The following is a 16,248-nucleotide window of genomic DNA, read 5'->3' as shown; positions in this document are numbered from 1 at the left end:
ATCCGATGGATATTCAGTTGACGGAAGAACAGGAACTGCTCCGGTCCAGCATTCAACGCTTCCTGCGCGAGCAGTACGATTTCGACGAGCGCCGCAAGATCGTTGCGACCGATGAAGGCTGGAGCCGCAGGCACTGGAAATCCTTCGCCGAACTTGGGCTCTGCGCTGCGCCGTTCCAGGAGAGCTCAGGCGGCCTTGGTGGCGGCTCGCTTGCGACCATGATCGTGATGCAGGAGTTCGGCCGTAACCTCGTGGTCGAGCCGTATTTTGAGACGATTGTCCTTGCCGGTGGACTGATCGAGGACGTCGGCTCGCCCGAGCAGCGCCAGGCGTTCCTGCCGAAGATTATGGAAGGCGAGACGATATGGGCGCTGGCGTGGGCGGAGGGCCGGTCGCGATATGATTTCAACAACGTTACGACCACCGCGCGTCGTCACGGAGACAATTTTGTCCTGAGTGGGACCAAGGCCGCGGTGATTGGCGCACCGTGGGCCGATAAGCTGATCGTCTCGGCGCGCACGTCGGGCGAGCCACGCGATCGCTTTGGCGTGAGCCTTTTCGTGGTCGATCGCCATTCGGCCAATCTTCACCTGCAGAGCTTCAAGACGATCGACGGCCGGCGTGCCGCGGAACTCACGCTGATGAACGTGGAAGTACCGGCCAGCCAATTGCTGGGCCTTGAAGGCTGGGGAGTCGCTGCTCTGGAAGCTTGCCGTGACTCTGCTATCGCAGCGCTCTGCGCTGAAGCTGTCGGTGCGATGTCCGTGCTGAATTCCGCGACGCTTGAATACAGCAAGACGCGCAAGCAATTCGGGGTTGCTCTCGGAAGCTTTCAGGTGTTGCAGCATCGCATGGTCGACATGTTCATCGCGCTCGAAGAGGCGATCTCGCTCACTCAGCATCTGAACCTCAGCCTCGCCGCCCGCGAGCCAAATGGATCGAAACTAGCGTCGGGCGCGAAGTCGAAGGTTGGTTACGCCGCACGCTTTGTCGCGGAGCAGGCCGTGCAACTGCACGGCGGCATGGGGATGAGCGACGAGCTGAATGTCGGCCACTACTTCAAGCGAATAAGCTCCATCAACGTCCAGTTCGGCGATCCCGCCTATCATCTGATGCGGTACGCGCAGCAGAGCTGAACTTCCTTCCAACGCAGCAAATCGACTGCCGCACCCCGACCAGAGGTAAACAATGACTGAAGCCGTAATCGTCTCGACCGCTCGCACGCCCATTGGCAAGGCGTACAAGGGCGCACTCAATCATACCGAAGGCGCGACCCTGCTCGGACATGCCATCTCGTCGGCCCTGTCGCGCGCGAAACTCGACGGCGCCGAAGTCGAGGATGTCGTGATGGGCTGTGCCATGCAGCAGGGCACCACGGGTACCAACATTGCGCGCAAGGCGCTGCTCCGGGCCGGCCTTCCGGTCAGCGTGGCCGGAACGACCATCGACCGCCAATGCGCGTCCGGGCTTCAGGCAATTGCGCTGGCCGCCCGCTCGGTCATTTTCGATGGCGTGGAGGTTGCCATCGGCGGCGGCGGCGAATCCATCAGCCTGGTTCAGAACAACCAGTTCAACAGTTTTCATGCCGTCGATCCCGAACTGCTCGCGATGAAGGGGGACGCCTACATCGCGATGCTGGATACCGCCGAGATTGTTGCGAAACGTTACAATATCTCGCGCGAACGTCAGGACGAATACAGCCTCGAGAGCCAGCGCCGGACAGCGGCTGCCCAACAGGGCGGCCGTTTCCAGGACGAACTCGCGCCGATCAACACCACTATGGCGATCACGGACAAGGCGAGCGGCGCCGTGTCCTATCAGAAGGTGACGCTATCAGCGGACGAGGGGCCGCGTTCCGATACGACGGCCGAAGGTCTCGCAGGTGTCAAGCCGGCCAAGGGGCCAGGCTTCACCATCACCGGCGGCAATGCCAGTCAGCTTTCGGACGGCGCCAGTGCAGCTGTCATCATGAGCGACAAGCTCGCGGCGCAAAAGGGGCTGAAGCCGCTCGGTATCTTCCGCGGCTTCGTCTCGGCTGGTTGTGAACCTGACGAGATGGGCGTTGGTCCGGTCTATGCCGTGCCCCGATTGCTCAAGCGACACGGACTCAAGGTCGACGACATCGATCTGTGGGAATTGAACGAGGCGTTCGCGGTACAGGTGATCCATTGCCGCGACAAGCTCGGGATCGACCCGGAAAAGCTCAACGTCAATGGCGGATCGATTGCAGTCGGTCACCCCTATGGCATGACTGGCGCGCGGTTGACCGGCCACGCCCTGATCGAGGGCCGCCGGCGCAAGGCCAAGTATGCGGTTGTTACCATGTGTATTGGCGGCGGCATGGGTGCCGCGGGCCTCCTCGAAATTGTCCACTGACGAGCGATAATCCGCCTAGACCAGAGATCTTTGAAAACATTGGAGGAACGAGTGAAGACAGCAATTACCGAAATGTTCGGCATCGAACATCCGATCGTCCAGGGCGGAATGCACTATGTGGGGTTTGCCGAACTCGCGGCTGCGGTATCGAATGCCGGCGGGCTCGGAGTCATTACGGGACTGACGCAACGGACGCCGGAACTGCTGGCCAAGGAGATCGCGCGTTGCCGCGATATGACGGACAAGCCGTTCGGCGTGAACCTGACCTTCCTTCCCACCTTTACCGCGCCGCCCTATCCGGAATACATCGCGGCCATCAGGGAGGGCGGCGTCAGGATCGTCGAAACCGCCGGCCGGAGCCCCGAACAGTACATGCCGGCCCTGAAGGCAGGCGGCATCAAGGTGATCCACAAATGCACGTCCGTTCGGCATTCGCTGAAGGCCGAACAGATCGGCTGCGATGCCGTTAGCGTCGACGGTTTTGAGTGCGGCGGCCACCCCGGCGAAGACGACATGCCCAACATGATCCTGCTGCCGCGTGCGGCCGAGGAACTGAAGATACCGTTTGTCGCCTCCGGCGGCATGGCCGACGCGCGTAGTCTGGTTGCGGCGCTGGCGATGGGGGCCGCCGGCATGAACATGGGCACGCGCTTCATCGCCACTAAGGAAGCGCCGGTACACGAGAACGTCAAGAACGCGCTGGTCAAGGCGTCGGAACTCGACACGCGCCTGGTCATGCGCGCGCTGCGGAATACCGAACGGGTATTGAACAACAAGGGCGTCGAGCACCTGCTCGAGATTGAACGAGAGAAAGGCAAGGGCCTGAAGATCGACGATATCCACGATCAGGTGGCAGGCGTCTATCCCAAGGTGATGATCGACGGCGATATGGACGCGGGCGCCTGGAGCTGCGGCATGGTCGTTGGACTCATCAACGACATTCCGACGGTGAAGGAGTTGATCGACCGTATCATGGCGGATGCCGAGCGGCTGATCAGGGGAAGGCTTACGGGATTCCTGGACGCCGAAAGCAAGGAAGCCTTGATGGTCGCCTGAAGCGCAACGGGACCAGGGCGGATGGCAGAAGATCGGATCGAGGTCGACACCGGCACAGGTGAGTTGCTGTGCGAGATCCGGGATCGCGTGGCGCTCGTCACGCTGAACCGGCCCGCGGCCCGCAACGCCCTGTCCGATCAACTTACTCCCGCGCTGCGGCGCGTGATCAGGCAGTGCGGCGACGATTCCAGCGTCGGCGCATTGCTCATCACGGGTGCTGGGGCCGCCTTCTGCGCGGGCGGTGACGTCAAGAGTATGGGGAGCAATGTCGCCAAAGCCGAAGCGCCGATCGATGAACGGGTCGCCGATTTGCGCATCAAGCAGCGCACCCTCACGGGTGCGTTGGTCGGCTTGCGAAAGCCGACGCTCGCGGCGCTTCCCAGGCCTGCCGCGGGCGCAGGGCTTGCGCTCGCACTCGCCCGCGACATTCGAATCGCTGCTGAATCGGCGGTGCGCAGATCAAAAGGCCATTCTGCGGAATTTGATTGTTATATATGATGACAGTCATCTAATATGGCTCTGTTTCTTTGGTCATCCCGGAGCAAGCAATGCGTTACCCGAAAGACCATGGGCAGCAGACGCGCAGGCGGATTGTCGAAAATGCTTCCTACGGCCTGCGTCAGAACGGGGCCGACGGCTTGAGTGTGGTCGACCTGATGAAGCTCGTCGACCTGACGCATGGCAGCTTCTACGCCTACTTCAAGTCGCGTGATGCTCTGGTCATTGAAGCGCTCGCCTTGGCCATGGATCGAACCGTCGCTCATTGGCTGGATCTCACGGAGGGGTTGCCTGCCGAGAAAGGATTCGACGCAGTCGTCGAGTCCTATCTGAGCCCCCGCCACCGCAACAATGCGGCCCGCGGTTGCGCTCTTCCGGCTCTGGCCGCGGATATTGGACGCTCGGGCCCGGAGGCGCGGCGTACCTTTGCCGGTAGGCTCGAGAAAATGATCGATGTCATCGCTGGTTTGATCCCGAAGAGATCATCAACGGATGCGCGGCAGGCCGCAGCCGGCGCAATTGCGACCATGGTCGGCTCCATCGTGCTCGCGCGTGCGGCCGGCGAAAGGCGGCTGTCTGACACTCTTCTGGACGCCGGTCGGCAGGCCTTGCGCAATCAGGCCGCGAGCGCTGGCGCGGAAACGGGTGCAGCAGACAAAAGCTGAGTTCGAGAGGAGACGATCGTGACTGAACACGTGAAGACCGAAGTGGCCGCGGGCATCATGACACTGACGTTGGCCCGCGCCGACAAGAAGAATGCACTCAGCAATGCCATGTACAGCGCCATGTCGGATGGGCTGGAGCGAGCGGAGCAAGATCCGGCCATACGCGTCGTGCTGTTTCAGGGAGACGGCGACAGCTTTACGTCCGGGAACGACCTCGCGGATTTCAGCGCTCAAGCCAGCGGTAAAGATGCGAGGGAAAGTCAGGCGTTCCGGTTCATCAACAATCTCGGCAACGCAACCCGTCCGCTCGTCGCCGCAGTGCAGGGCAACGCGGTAGGGGTCGGCACCACTATGCTGCTGCACTGCGATCTGGTTTTTCTTGCCGACAGCGCAAGGTTGATGACGCCATTCGTGAACCTGGCTCTCGTCCCAGAGGCGGCCTCGAGTTGGCTGCTGCCTGCGCGCATCGGCCACGTCCGCGCCTACGCCATGTTTGCGCTGGGACAGCCACTTGATGCCGCTGGTGCATTGGCCTGTGGCTTGGCCAATGCCGTGGTGCCGGCCGCAGAGTTGCGAGCCAGAGCCCGGGAAGCCGCCGAAGCACTGACCAAGCAACCCGCAGGCTCGCTCAGTCACACCAAGGCGCTGATGCGCGATATGGAAGGGATCGCAGCGCAAATGAGCCGAGAAAGCGCGCTGTTCCGCGAGCGGTTGCAGACCGCAGAAGCGCGCGAGGCATTCGCGGCGTTTGCCGAGCGTCGCAAGCCGGATTTTTCGAAACTAACCGCTGGCTGACGCGGCCTTGTGTAAAGGGGTACTACAACGAACATCGCTGGTTGGGATCGCCTTCAGCAGCTACCGCGTGTTCCATGGGCCCCTGGTAATCGGTGCTCCTTCGCGAACGATCGCGTTGGTGCGATCGGACGTCTTCCAACTCGATAAGCTCCGGCAGAATATTGACTTGCAAAATGCAAGTTATGATCTATGCTGCGCACGAGAAGTGCTGATCTGGCTTGGGAGGCGCGCCTTGAAACTGGCTACCTATCGATCCGGCGGTCAAAATAAGGTCGCGCTAGTCCATGCCGGCGGCCGCCTGTTGTTTGATCTTGCTTCCGCATCGCAGCGGGCCGGTAAGCACAATCCGGCATTCAGATCGATGCTGGACCTCGTGGATGCCGGCGACGCCGCGCTCGACGAAGCATCCAATCTGTTCGACCGCTATAGGAAAGATCAGGACTTGTGGTCCGCGGTGGCGGAAGCCGAAATCCTTGCCCCGTTGCCGGAGCCGCGCCAGATGCGCGACGGCATGTCGTTTCCGGTGCATATCGTTCAAGGCCCGATCGGGCATCTCAAACTAAATGCGCGAAAGGCCGGCGATGCGGCTGAACTCGCGCGCCTGCAGGCGGCGCCGCTGCCCGAACTGCCAGAGGTGTATCGCAGGCAGCCAATCTACTACACATCACCAACCGCTTTAGCGTGAAGGGCCCAAACACGACGGTGAAATGGCCGCGTTACAGCCAGGTGATGGACTACGAATTGGAATTCGGAATCGTCACCAAGAACAGGGGCGCGAACATTCCTGCAGCGAAGGCGGGCGACCACATTTTCGGCTACACAATCTTCAACGACTTTTCGGCCCGCGATGCCCAGCGCATAGAGATGGAAGGCCGATTGGAACCCGCCAAAGGCAAGAGTTTCGATGGCGGCAACGTGCTCGGCCCCTGGATCGTGACGCCCGACGAAATAGGCGATTCCTACAAGCTCAAGATGGAAGCCCGCGTCAACGGCGAGGTTCGTTCGCAGGGCACGAGCGAAGGCATGCTGTTTTCGTTCGAAGAAATCATCGCCCACATCACCCGGGATGAGACGTTGATGCCCGGTGAGTTCATCGGGTCCGGTACCGTGGGCAATGGCTGCGGCCTCGAACTTGGCTGGTATCTCGAGCACGGGGATAGCATCGAACTCGAAGTCGAGAACATCGGGGTCTTGAAAAATCGGGTCGAGCGCCAAGACATTTGATGCGGGAGAAAATGACAGCTTGCAAAATGCAAGCTGTGATGTAGCGTTCACAGCCGAAATGGTGCGGTCGCGAGAGCCGCCGGCAAACAGGAGGCAGCTTTGTCCGAGGATGCATTTGTGACGCGCGAACAGCGTGGCAATATCTCCGTTTTGACAATGGTCTATCGGCCGCACAACCTGCTCGGCCCCAAGCTCCTCAACGCGATTGTGGAGCAGGTGGAGGCGGCGCAAAGGGCAGGCAGCCGCGCCATCGTCATCCGCAGCGGACTGCGGCATTTCTCCGCCGGTGCAGATCTGGATCAGTTCGAGAAGCGGGTGGAGGCAGACAGCGAAGATCAAGGCGCTGAAAATCGGCAGCTGAACGGCGTCGAATTCCTGCGCTTTATGGAACTGCTGCCAATCCCGTTAATCGCCAGTGTTCACGGCGTTTGCCTGGGTGGCGGTCTCGAGCTTGCCTTATCGTGCGATTACATCATCGCGGCCACGTCGGCGAAAATCGGTTCGGTCGAGGCGACGCTTGGGCTGCATCCCTTGCTGGGCGGAATCCAGCGGCAGGTGCAGCGGATCGGCGCGCAGCGCGCCAAGGAAATGTCGATGCTGGCGCGGCGCTATGATGCGCCGACGCTGGAGAAGTGGGGATTAATCAATCTCACGGTTCCGGAAGAGTCGCTGGAGACGGCGACGATGGCAATCGCGGAGGAGTTTGCGCAGGGACCGACGGTGGCGCATGCCGCGACCAAGGAACTCGCGCATATCGCCGTCAACCAGGGCGTGGTGGCTGCGGACGAGGCGATGGCAAGAGTACAGGCGCCGATCTGGGCGTCGGAAGACCTCAAGACCGGTCTCACGTCATTCCGCAAGAACGGCCCAGGTCTTGCAAAGTTCGCGGGGCGCTGACATGAGTGGCCCCTTGAGTGGAATCCGTGTCGTCGATTTCTCCCGCGTGCTGGCTGGTCCGCTGTGCGCGCGGACGCTGCAGGATCTTGGCGCCGAGGTCATCAAGATCGAACCGCCAAGCCCCGACGTTTCCCGGTTTGCGTTTCCATCGACCGACGGCATGTCGGGCTACTACGCCCAGCAAAATGCCGGAAAACGCAATGTCAGCATCAATCTCAATATGCCGGGCGCCTATGAGTTGGTGCTGAAACTCTGTGACACCGCCGATATCGTCGTCGAAAATTTCCGTGCCGGGACTCTGGCTTTCTTCGGCCTTGACTACGAAACACTGTCCAAACGCAACCCGCGTCTGATCTACGCGTCGATCACCGGCTATGGCCAGGGCGGTCCGTGGCGCAGCCGGATGGCCTATGCGCCAACCGTGCAGGCCGAGGCCGGCTTTACCGACAACAGCGTTCGTCACTATGGCAACACGCTGGCGGAGCCGCGTACCGACAGCCTGTCGCATGCAGACGTCTATGCCGGATTGCAGACCGTGATTGCGATTCTCGCAGCGCTCAACAGCCGCCAGAAGACGGGGCAGGGCCAGTATATCGACGTTGCAATGGCGGCGACGCTGCTCGCCGTCAATGAACGAGCGCATGTCGATCTCTCCGACGACGATATCGGGGCGGAGCCCGCGATACTCGGGGCCACCGATTGCCCATTTTTCACGGGACCGCAAGGCGAGCACTTCACGGTTGCGACCAGTATCATCGGCAGCCTGACCTTTCCGTCGTGGCTGCGCGCCATGCGCCGCGTCGATCTGATGGACGATCCCCGGTTCTCCACTGCGGCCGCGCGCCGGTTGAATTTCGGCGTGCTGCACCAGATCATCCAGTCCTGGATCCTGACCTTTCCGGACATGGCGACCCTCGACGCCCAGTTCGACGAGGCCAAAATCGCCATGGGCGAGATCCGTTCGATCAAGGAGCTCACGGCCTCGGAATGGAGCGACTACTGGGGCGCCGTGCAACACGTTCCTGACCGCAGCGGCGGTGAATATCGCCTGCCGGGCCGGCCTTGGCGCTTTTCGGCAGAAGACTTGACGCCAATTGGCACGCCTGCCTTTCAGGGCGAACATAATTTCGCAGTCTTCACAGAGCTCGGCGTCAGCGAGGCGGAACTGAAGCGCTTGAGCGAAGCGGGCGTGCTCGTTTCGCATCGCCGCGCGCTGGAGCCCGAGGTCGTGGCCAAGGCGCAAGCCGAGCCCGGTCAGGCCGCCTGATAGCGAAACGCCGAACGGCACTGGACATACACGAATCCCGCTCAATATGGTATGGGCTGAGTTCGGGATTGAAACAGCTATGTCCAGTGTCAAGCAAAGCCGTCTTGCCAACAAGGAATGCTCCATGGCGCGCGCCATGGAAATTGTCGGCGACCGCTGGTCCATCCTGATCCTGCGCGAGGCCTATTACGGCGTGAAACGCTTCGACGAGTTCGAATACTATGTCGGGATCGCTCCCAATATCTTGAGCACCCGGCTGAAGAAGTTCGTCGAGGCCGGCGTCATGACGCGGGTGCCGCTACCCGAACACGCCGGGCGATATGAGTACGTCCTGACCGAGAAGGGACGTGATTTCTTTCCGGCCTATCTAGCGCTGAAGAAATGGGGTGACGACTGGCTGGCGGAGCCGGCCGGGCCGCAGGTCGTGTTCCGCGACCGCGCCGCCAGGCGCCCGATCGAGTATCCGGAACTGCGTACGAGCGGCGGCAAGCCGTTGCGGCTCGAGGACGTCGAGATCGTTGCCGGCGCAGGTGCTGTTCCGTTCAATCGCAAGCGATTTGGCGGCGATATCGCCGATCGTGCAGCGGCCGGTGCGAAGGCTCCCGCCTCACGACGAAAGCGCAAGTAGCGCTCGCCTGATCTCGACCCGGATCAGATTCGCGCGGTAGTCCGCCGACGCGTAGCGGTCCGAGAGGCACTCTGTGGCCTCACTCAGCAATTTTGCCGCCTGGTCGATATTGTCCCGCGAGAGCGTCTTGCCGGTCAGGAAATCGGCGGCGTGCTGGCCGGCGAACGCATGGTTCGCTGCACCGGTGACGCCGATGGAAATCTTGGCAACCACGCCTTGCTGCAGCCGCACGCCGACCGCGATTCCCACGACGGCAAAGCCGCTCGCGGGATGCCGGATCTTTCGGTAGATGAAACGCATGCCGTTCATCGGTCGCGGGATATGGATGCTGGCGAGAATTTCGTTCGATTCCAGAACCGTCGAAAAGATATCGACGAAGAAGTCTTTTGCCGCCACCCTTCTCAGGCGATTCGTGCCTGCGATCTCGATCTCAGCCTGCAGCGCCACCACAACCGCCGGCCAGTCAGCCGCGGGATCGGCGTTCGCGAGCGAGCCACCGATCGTGCCGCGGTTACGTACCTGGGGATCGGCAATGAGGCCGGCCGCCTGGCGAAAGACCGGCAACTCCTTGTTCAGCGGCTCGGATGCAAATAGTTCGGTATGCGTCGTCAGTGCGCCGATCCTGATGCCGGTCTCGCCAATCTCGATTCCCTTGAGCTCGGCGAGGCCTCCGATATCGATCAGGAGCGCGGGCGACGCCAGCCGTAGCTTCAGCGCCGGCAGCAAGGTATGGCCACCGGCCAAAAGCTTCGTTCCGTCGGAATCGTCGCGCAACAGATCGATCGCCTGGGCAAGCGAAGATGCGCGGACATAATCGAAGGCTGCGGGGATCATTGGGACGCTCCCATGCGTGCTTGTTGCACCGCAGCCCAGACGCGTGGCGGCGTCAGCGGCATGTCGAGATGGGCGATACCGAACGGTGACAAGGCATCGAGCACGGCGTGAACCATGCAGGGTGGGGCGGCGATCGAGCCGCTCTCGCCGATACCCTTGACGCCGATCGGATTGGTCGGCGAGGGCGTTTCCTGGAACAGCGATCGGATGTTCGGCACATGCTCGGCGCGCGGAACGGCATAGTCGAGCAGCGAGCCGGTCAGCAGTTGCCCATTGTCAGGATCGTAGCTGACCTCTTCATAGAGCGCCTGCGCGATGCCCTGCACGACGCCGCCGTGGATCTGGCCGGCCGCGAGCAGGGGATTGATCAGCGTGCCGACGTCGTCCACCGCGACATAGTCGAGGATATCGACGATCCCGGTTTCTGGATCGACCTCGACATAGGCGAGATGGATGCCTGATGGCGAACCCATGCCGGTCGGGTCGTAAAACACCGTCTCATCAAGGCCCGGCGCGACGCCGTCCGGAAGCTTGTGGCCGACATAGGCCATGCGGGCCACCGTTGAGAACGTTACCGGCGCAATATCCGTCCCGGGCACGCTGAATGCACCCGCCGAATAGGAAACATCCTTTTCGTCAACTTCCAGCATGCCCGCCGCAATCTTCCTGGCCTTGGCGACGATGCGCTGCGAGGACACGTGCACGCTGGATCCGCCGACCGCCATCGAACGGGAATTGAACGTGCCGTGGCCGGCCTGTACCTGGCGCGTGTCGCCTTGTACGATGTCGATGTTTTCAATCGGAATCTGCAGCACGTCTGCCGCGATCTGCGATAGCGACGTGATGTGGCCTTGTCCCTGGCTCATCGAGCCCGAATAGATCGTAGCTCGCCCGCTGGAATCGATGCTGACACGAGCGCTTTCCCAGCCGCCACGGTCAAATCCGCTCATCGCCAACCGGCGTGACGGTGCCATCCCACACATATGTGTATAGGCGGCGACGCCAATGCCGCGATAGATGCCGCTGCCGCGCAGGGCCTCGCATTCGCTGCGGCGTCGGTCATAGTCGAAAGCCGCGAGCGCCTTGTCGAGAAGTCCCTGATAGTTGCCGCTGTCATACATCACCCCCATGCTGCCGTAGGGCCGATAGGGAAATTCCGCTGGTTGAACGAAGTTCTTCCGCCGCACCTCGACCTGGTCGAGCTTGAGATGGCGCGCCACCGCATCGATTGCACGCTCGGCAATATAGGCGCCTTCAGGCCGGCCATAACCGCGATAGGCATCAACCGGCACGGTATTGGTGACGACGACGCGGGAAATGGCTTCGTAATTGTCGATCTTGTAGGTGCCAGTACCGAAATTGATGGTGTTTACCGTTGGACCGCCGCTTGCCATGTTGGAGAGATAGGCGCCGACATTGCCGAGCGTCGCCACCTTAAGGCCGAGGATCTTGCCGTCGTTCCTGAAAGCGATCTCGATGTTTTCTGTATGGGCGCGACCATGGCTGGTCGATTGATGGCTTTCGGAGCGGCTTTCCCACCATTTGACCGGTGCGCCGAGTTCGCGAGCGAGATAGGGGCAGAGCAGATCCTCTGGATAAAGATGCATCTTGGCGCCAAAGCCGCCGCCGATATCAGGTGCAACCACCCGCAATTGATGCTCGGGAATGCCGACCGTCTCGGCGATCCAGCGCCGGTGCATGTGGGGGACCTGGCTGCCGATATAGACCGTCAGCGTGCCGTCCGGTTCTGGCGAGGCAACGATCGCGCGCGTTTCCATGCAGGTCGGGATCAGACGGTTGTTGACGATGCGTAGTCCGATGACCTGATCGGCCTCGCGGGTGGCTTGCTGGTAGTCGCCTCCGCGCACCTTGTAGATCGTGGTGATGTTCCCGGGAACGTTGTCATGGAGTTGCGTCGCGTCTTCCCGGATCGCGGCCTCTTCATCGGTCACCGCGGGCAGCACCTCGTAATCGACCTCGATCAGACCGATCGCGTCGTAGGCTTCGGCCAGCGTTTCCGCCACCACCAGCGCCACGCATTCGCCGACAAAGCGAACGCGGTCGGTTGCGATCACGGGGCGGAACGGCACCTTGCTGCCGGGGATGATCCAGTTCGGTACGATCGGGCCCATTTTGCCGGCGAGCGCCTTGCCGGACAGGACGAGGCGAACACCCGGTGCGACTTTGGCGGCGGCCAGATCGACGCTTCTGATCTCGGCGTGGGCGTGCGGTGACCGCAGTACCGCCATATGCAGCATACCCTGCAACCTGACATCATCAACGTAGCGGCCCTTGCCGGAGAGGAGTTTGAAATCCTCGCGTCGCCTGAGCGGCTGGCCGATATGGCGGATAGCGCTCGTATCGTTCATGGCTGATCGCCTTTCGATGCCCGGCTTTCGACGGCGCGGACGATGTTGTGATAGCCCGTGCAGCGGCAGATGTTGCCGGCAAGGCCGTGGCGAATGTCGTGCTCGGTTGGATCGGGCTTATCCTTCAATAGCTGACGCACGCTCATCACCATGCCCGGCGTGCAAAAGCCGCATTGCAGCGCGTGATGTTCATGGAATGCTGCCTGAACCGGACTGAGTTCGGCACCTGGCGCGGTTAGGCCCTCGATAGTCGTGATCGACGCGCCATCTGCCATCACGGCCAGCACGGTGCAGGACTTTACCGCTTGCCCGTCGATCTCCACGGTGCAAGCGCCGCACTGCGAGGTATCGCATCCCACATGGGTGCCGGTGAGGCCAAGATCCTCCCTGATCAGATGGACCAGCAACCTCCGCGCCTCGACGAGGACCGTCTTGCGCGTGCCGTTGATTTCCAGCGTCACCATGTGACGGTTGTTAGTTTCCGGCATTCTTCCTCCTGTTTACGGCACGCTGGCCGCCGTACTCCTTTATGAGAACCGGATGTCGGCAATATCGATCGCCACCACAACGCCTTCGGTGATCGCGGTGCCATCCGCTCTTCGACGATAGGCGCGCCGCTTGGTCGCGATCCTGACGCCATCAAAATCCTTGTATTCGGAAGCGTAGTGCGCGATCGGAACTCCGCCGGTTACGACCGCGCTGTAGTCAAGTCTCGAGATCAGGCCTTCACTGTTGATATGAAACACCTGTTCGGGACAATGCGTCGCGACTGAATCCGGAAATGTCACCTTTAGCCGGCGTCGACTCTCGCCATGTTCGTCCCAGGGTTCGATCTCTTCCGTCTTGAAGCCCGGCAACACGAAGAGAAACGGGGTATTGAGATAATTCCAGATCGCGTAGCCGCTGAAATAGGCGAGGTGCAGATCGTCCCACGCCGTTTCAACCGCGTGGCCTTGAAACGACGCGCACGGATTTACCCTGCTCTTGATTGACTTGCCGTCCGACGTCTCGATTGCGACCGCCTCGAGCCCATAGACGCTGCGCCAATCCGGATTCGTAAACGGCTGATAGTAAACCCGCTGGCTTTCGGTATCGGCCGTAACGCGGACCTGCTTCAGCGCGTCGGGCCAGCCTTTTCTTGCCCATAGCAGGCCGGTGATCGACATATTGCCCTCGATCGTCCTGGCCGATTTCCAGCGTGTGACACCGTGAGCGTTGAGGACAAGGTCGCGCAGTTCGCTCATATCCATTGCCCCCCTTGTGCATTGATCAACTCTAATAATAAGAGTGACTGGAAGGCAAGTGAATTCTTGCATGAAATTCCTGGTCGGGCCATTGGATAGCGGGCCAGGCGAGTTTACGCTGCTAATAGGAGTTATTCGGAGGTCCACGCAGATGCGCTCGAAGAGTGAGGGAATGGCTTGTTCGATCGCCGGGGTGCCCGATGCCGACCGTCTGCAATGAACTCTACTGTCCTTCTGCTATCGCCGGGGACACACGACGCCATGATTCATAGCTGCTGACAGACCGCTGGTGTCCCCAGAGCCGAAGGGAAAAATAATACTTTCGCCAGAAAATGTATCGCTGTTGGAAAGAACCTCTTTCGAAAGGCCCTCGGCATGCCGCAGCTTCAGCAATGTCGACGTCACGATCATCTACAAAACCGACATCGATCAGCGTGTCGTGCTGATCCGCTGTGCCGCTGAGGTGGCGGTCTCTATGCGCCGGCACTGACGGTCCCGGTCATCAGGCTCGCCTCTTGCCTCGCTAAGGCAGGCTGCCCTTGCATAACAACGGAGATACCCATTTGTTTGCGTGCTTCCTGCCGTCTCAATGCTTTTCTTAAGTCAAGGTTATTGCAGAGATATCAATACCGACGAGGACAGGTTCAGTATTTAAAGTTCCGTCCGGGTTTCTCCTGAACGCGCGCCGTTTGGTTGGCATCATTATCCCTTGAATGTTCTTGTACTCGGACATGTAGTGCGCGGCTTGAGCGCCACCGGCCACAAGCGTGGTATAATCCAAACGAGCGATGAGTCCGTTTTCATCGACGTGGAATATCTGTTCCGGAGAGTGAGTTCCAACCTTTTTGGGAAAAGTGATCTTCAGCCGCCGGCGTACCGTGCCTTGATCGGACACCGGATCTATTTCCTCCGCCTTGGCACTCTCAGTGACAAACATAAATGGAGTATTCAGATAATTCCAAAGTGCATACCCGGAAAAGTAAGCCAGATGCAGCCTATCCCACGTAGTTTGAAGGGTGTGTCCTTCAAACGCCTTTCTTGGATGTACACGCTCCTCAATAAGCTTCCCGTCGATTGTCTCTAGCCGAACACGATCCGGCTCGTAGATGCTTTGCACGCCTTCTTCGGTAAAGTGCGTATAGCAAGCTCGCTGTTCTTTCGTTTGCACCTTCAATTGAACATTTTTGAAGACACCGTCCCATCCCTTTCTTTTCCAGTGCTCACCATGCATCGAAAGGTTGACATCGATCGCGTTGAATTTTCGCCATCGTTCAAGAGTTCCGTGAGACTCCAGCACCAGATCTAAAAGTGCAGTCATGTTTCCTCCGGTTCGCCCTATGGCTTTCCATATCGGACTGGTTGCGGTTTCAGGCGCCCTAGAGTTCAGGGCGCCTGACCGTTGATTATCCATTAGTTGGGTTTCAGAAGGACTTTCCCGCCTTTTTGCACATGCGCAATGGCCTGAGTTGCCTGCTCGAGCGAATAAACGCCGGCGACCGGAACGTGCAGTTTGCCTTCGGCGATCAGTCGCTCGGCTGTCCGCGTATGAGCCGCAAGCTTTTCGTGTGCATCTCGAAAGCGCGGATAGAACAGCCAAAACCCTTCCAGCGTCACCTGCTTGAAAATGATGTTCAGGGGACTCACGGCCGCGGGCTTTCCGCTGACGCCGCCATAGGCGACCATCTTGGCGTTCGACGTTAGGCAAGACGCAACCCAGTGCGCGGAGTCGCCACCCACGCCGTCAAGTCCCAGCTTGATTTTAGCCTTGCCGGTAGCCGCTGCGACCTGCTTCACAACGTCGGGTCCATCGACAAGGACGACGTCAGCTCCGGCTGACTTCAGCTCATCCACGAGTTCGGGTCTGCGTACGAGGCTTACCGAGCGCAGTCCGAACTCCCGTGCAAACGCAATGACGCTGCGTCCCACACCGGAATTGCCGGCGTTCTGGATGACCCAGTCGTCCTTGCCGAGTTCGACATACTCGGTTAAGAGCAATGCCGCTGTCAGCGGATTGATCCGAAGCATTGACAGCTGTTGGGGATCGGCTTGCGCAGACAAGACGATGAGATCGGCGGCCGCGACCGTTATGGCCTGCCTCCACACGGGAAGTCCGATCGGAATGGCGACACGATCGCCAGTCTTTACACTTTTAACCGAGGCTCCAACGGCGACAACGCGTCCAATAGCTTCGTTCCCAAGCGGCGCCGGCGGCTGTGGCCTGATCCCATACATGCCACGGATCATCAGAAGTTCAGCGGGACCGATCGGTGAGTATTCGACTTCGACCGTGGCTTCATTTGCTGCCGGCGGTGGGGGTGGATCGCTTTCGATAAGTTCAACCACCTCTGTGGGATTGCCAAATTTAGACATTTGCAAAAACTTCATTGTTCCTCCG

Annotated in this window: 14 protein-coding genes and 2 pseudogenes; 10 read left to right on the top strand and 6 right to left on the bottom strand. The window is 60.3% G+C overall.

Going from position 1 to position 16,248, the window contains the following annotated elements:
- Positions 1-5: 5 nt before the first annotated feature.
- The 10 genes and pseudogenes from V1293_RS14125 (at position 6) to V1293_RS14080 (ending at position 9,406) form a co-directional block, all read left to right on the top strand.
- On the top strand, positions 6-1,136 hold the full coding sequence (locus V1293_RS14125) for an acyl-CoA dehydrogenase family protein (RefSeq protein ID WP_334510446.1): 1,131 nt from the start codon (positions 6-8) through the stop codon (positions 1,134-1,136).
- Positions 1,137-1,188: 52 nt separating this feature from the next.
- Positions 1,189-2,376 (top strand): acetyl-CoA C-acyltransferase, encoded by a 1,188-nt coding sequence (locus V1293_RS14120; protein ID WP_334510444.1) that lies wholly within the window; start codon positions 1,189-1,191, stop codon positions 2,374-2,376.
- A gap of 51 nt (positions 2,377-2,427) precedes the next feature.
- Positions 2,428-3,432 (top strand): NAD(P)H-dependent flavin oxidoreductase, encoded by a 1,005-nt coding sequence (locus tag V1293_RS14115; RefSeq protein ID WP_334510442.1) that lies wholly within the window; start codon positions 2,428-2,430, stop codon positions 3,430-3,432.
- 21 nt (positions 3,433-3,453) lie between these two features.
- Positions 3,454-3,882, top strand: a pseudogene (locus V1293_RS14110) (enoyl-CoA hydratase-related protein); the annotation flags it as partial.
- A gap of 98 nt (positions 3,883-3,980) precedes the next feature.
- Positions 3,981-4,595 carry a TetR/AcrR family transcriptional regulator gene (locus V1293_RS14105; RefSeq protein ID WP_334510440.1) on the top strand — a complete coding sequence of 205 codons (615 nt, stop codon included), beginning with the start codon at positions 3,981-3,983 and terminating at the stop codon, positions 4,593-4,595.
- 18 nt (positions 4,596-4,613) lie between these two features.
- On the top strand, positions 4,614-5,390 hold the full coding sequence (locus tag V1293_RS14100; protein WP_334510438.1) for an enoyl-CoA hydratase-related protein: 777 nt from the start codon (positions 4,614-4,616) through the stop codon (positions 5,388-5,390).
- A 232-nt stretch (positions 5,391-5,622) separates the two neighbouring features.
- Positions 5,623-6,614: pseudogene (locus V1293_RS14095) on the top strand (fumarylacetoacetate hydrolase family protein).
- A gap of 117 nt (positions 6,615-6,731) precedes the next feature.
- On the top strand, positions 6,732-7,511 hold the full coding sequence (locus tag V1293_RS14090) for an enoyl-CoA hydratase/isomerase family protein (RefSeq protein ID WP_334510436.1): 780 nt from the start codon (positions 6,732-6,734) through the stop codon (positions 7,509-7,511).
- A gap of 13 nt (positions 7,512-7,524) precedes the next feature.
- Entirely contained in the window at positions 7,525-8,778 is a 1,254-nt protein-coding gene (locus V1293_RS14085) for a CaiB/BaiF CoA transferase family protein (RefSeq protein WP_334510435.1), read from the top strand.
- 124 nt (positions 8,779-8,902) lie between these two features.
- On the top strand, positions 8,903-9,406 hold the full coding sequence (locus V1293_RS14080; RefSeq protein ID WP_334510432.1) for a winged helix-turn-helix transcriptional regulator: 504 nt from the start codon (positions 8,903-8,905) through the stop codon (positions 9,404-9,406).
- On the opposite strand, the gene V1293_RS14075 is transcribed toward V1293_RS14080, so the two are convergent.
- The 6 genes from V1293_RS14075 to V1293_RS14050 form a co-directional block, all read right to left on the bottom strand.
- Positions 9,386-10,240, bottom strand: a complete 855-nt coding sequence (locus V1293_RS14075) for an FAD binding domain-containing protein (RefSeq protein ID WP_334510430.1) — start codon at positions 10,238-10,240, stop codon at positions 9,386-9,388. The two genes, V1293_RS14080 and V1293_RS14075, sit on opposite strands and share 21 nt — an antisense overlap.
- Positions 10,237-12,609, bottom strand: coding sequence for a xanthine dehydrogenase family protein molybdopterin-binding subunit (locus V1293_RS14070; protein WP_334510428.1), 2,373 nt, complete (start codon positions 12,607-12,609; stop codon positions 10,237-10,239). Before V1293_RS14070 ends, V1293_RS14075 begins: the two co-directional genes overlap by 4 nt.
- Positions 12,606-13,097, bottom strand: a complete 492-nt coding sequence (locus V1293_RS14065) for a (2Fe-2S)-binding protein (RefSeq protein WP_334510426.1) — start codon at positions 13,095-13,097, stop codon at positions 12,606-12,608. Before V1293_RS14065 ends, V1293_RS14070 begins: the two co-directional genes overlap by 4 nt.
- 39 nt (positions 13,098-13,136) lie before the next feature.
- Complete coding sequence (locus V1293_RS14060) at positions 13,137-13,853, bottom strand: hypothetical protein (RefSeq protein ID WP_334510424.1); 717 nt, start codon at positions 13,851-13,853, stop codon at positions 13,137-13,139.
- A gap of 598 nt (positions 13,854-14,451) precedes the next feature.
- Positions 14,452-15,171 (bottom strand): hypothetical protein, encoded by a 720-nt coding sequence (locus tag V1293_RS14055; RefSeq protein ID WP_334510423.1) that lies wholly within the window; start codon positions 15,169-15,171, stop codon positions 14,452-14,454.
- Between the two features lie 92 nt (positions 15,172-15,263).
- Positions 15,264-16,238, bottom strand: a complete 975-nt coding sequence (locus tag V1293_RS14050; RefSeq protein WP_334510421.1) for a zinc-dependent alcohol dehydrogenase family protein — start codon at positions 16,236-16,238, stop codon at positions 15,264-15,266.
- Between the last annotated feature and the right edge of the window lie 10 nt (positions 16,239-16,248).

It is taken from the genome of Bradyrhizobium sp. AZCC 1693, from assembly GCF_036924745.1.
In the GTDB taxonomy this organism is placed as follows: Bacteria; Pseudomonadota; Alphaproteobacteria; order Rhizobiales; family Xanthobacteraceae; genus Bradyrhizobium.
This window is presented reverse-complemented; position numbering and strand designations above follow the sequence as displayed.

What these genes read in the sequence shown, in the direction of transcription:
- V1293_RS14060 (WP_334510424.1), bottom strand. Translation starts at nt 13,853, where the DNA reads ATGAGCGAACTGCGCGACCTTGTCCTCAACGCTCACGGTGTCACACGC.
- V1293_RS14075 (WP_334510430.1), bottom strand. Translation starts at nt 10,240, where the DNA reads ATGATCCCCGCAGCCTTCGATTATGTCCGCGCATCTTCGCTTGCCCAG.
- V1293_RS14120 (WP_334510444.1), top strand. Translation starts at nt 1,189, where the DNA reads ATGACTGAAGCCGTAATCGTCTCGACCGCTCGCACGCCCATTGGCAAG.
- V1293_RS14080 (WP_334510432.1), top strand. Translation starts at nt 8,903, where the DNA reads ATGGCGCGCGCCATGGAAATTGTCGGCGACCGCTGGTCCATCCTGATC.
- V1293_RS14065 (WP_334510426.1), bottom strand. Translation starts at nt 13,097, where the DNA reads ATGCCGGAAACTAACAACCGTCACATGGTGACGCTGGAAATCAACGGC.
- V1293_RS14055 (WP_334510423.1), bottom strand. Translation starts at nt 15,171, where the DNA reads ATGACTGCACTTTTAGATCTGGTGCTGGAGTCTCACGGAACTCTTGAA.
- V1293_RS14125 (WP_334510446.1), top strand. Translation starts at nt 6, where the DNA reads ATGGATATTCAGTTGACGGAAGAACAGGAACTGCTCCGGTCCAGCATT.
- V1293_RS14070 (WP_334510428.1), bottom strand. Translation starts at nt 12,609, where the DNA reads ATGAACGATACGAGCGCTATCCGCCATATCGGCCAGCCGCTCAGGCGA.
- V1293_RS14105 (WP_334510440.1), top strand. Translation starts at nt 3,981, where the DNA reads ATGCGTTACCCGAAAGACCATGGGCAGCAGACGCGCAGGCGGATTGTC.
- V1293_RS14050 (WP_334510421.1), bottom strand. Translation starts at nt 16,238, where the DNA reads ATGAAGTTTTTGCAAATGTCTAAATTTGGCAATCCCACAGAGGTGGTT.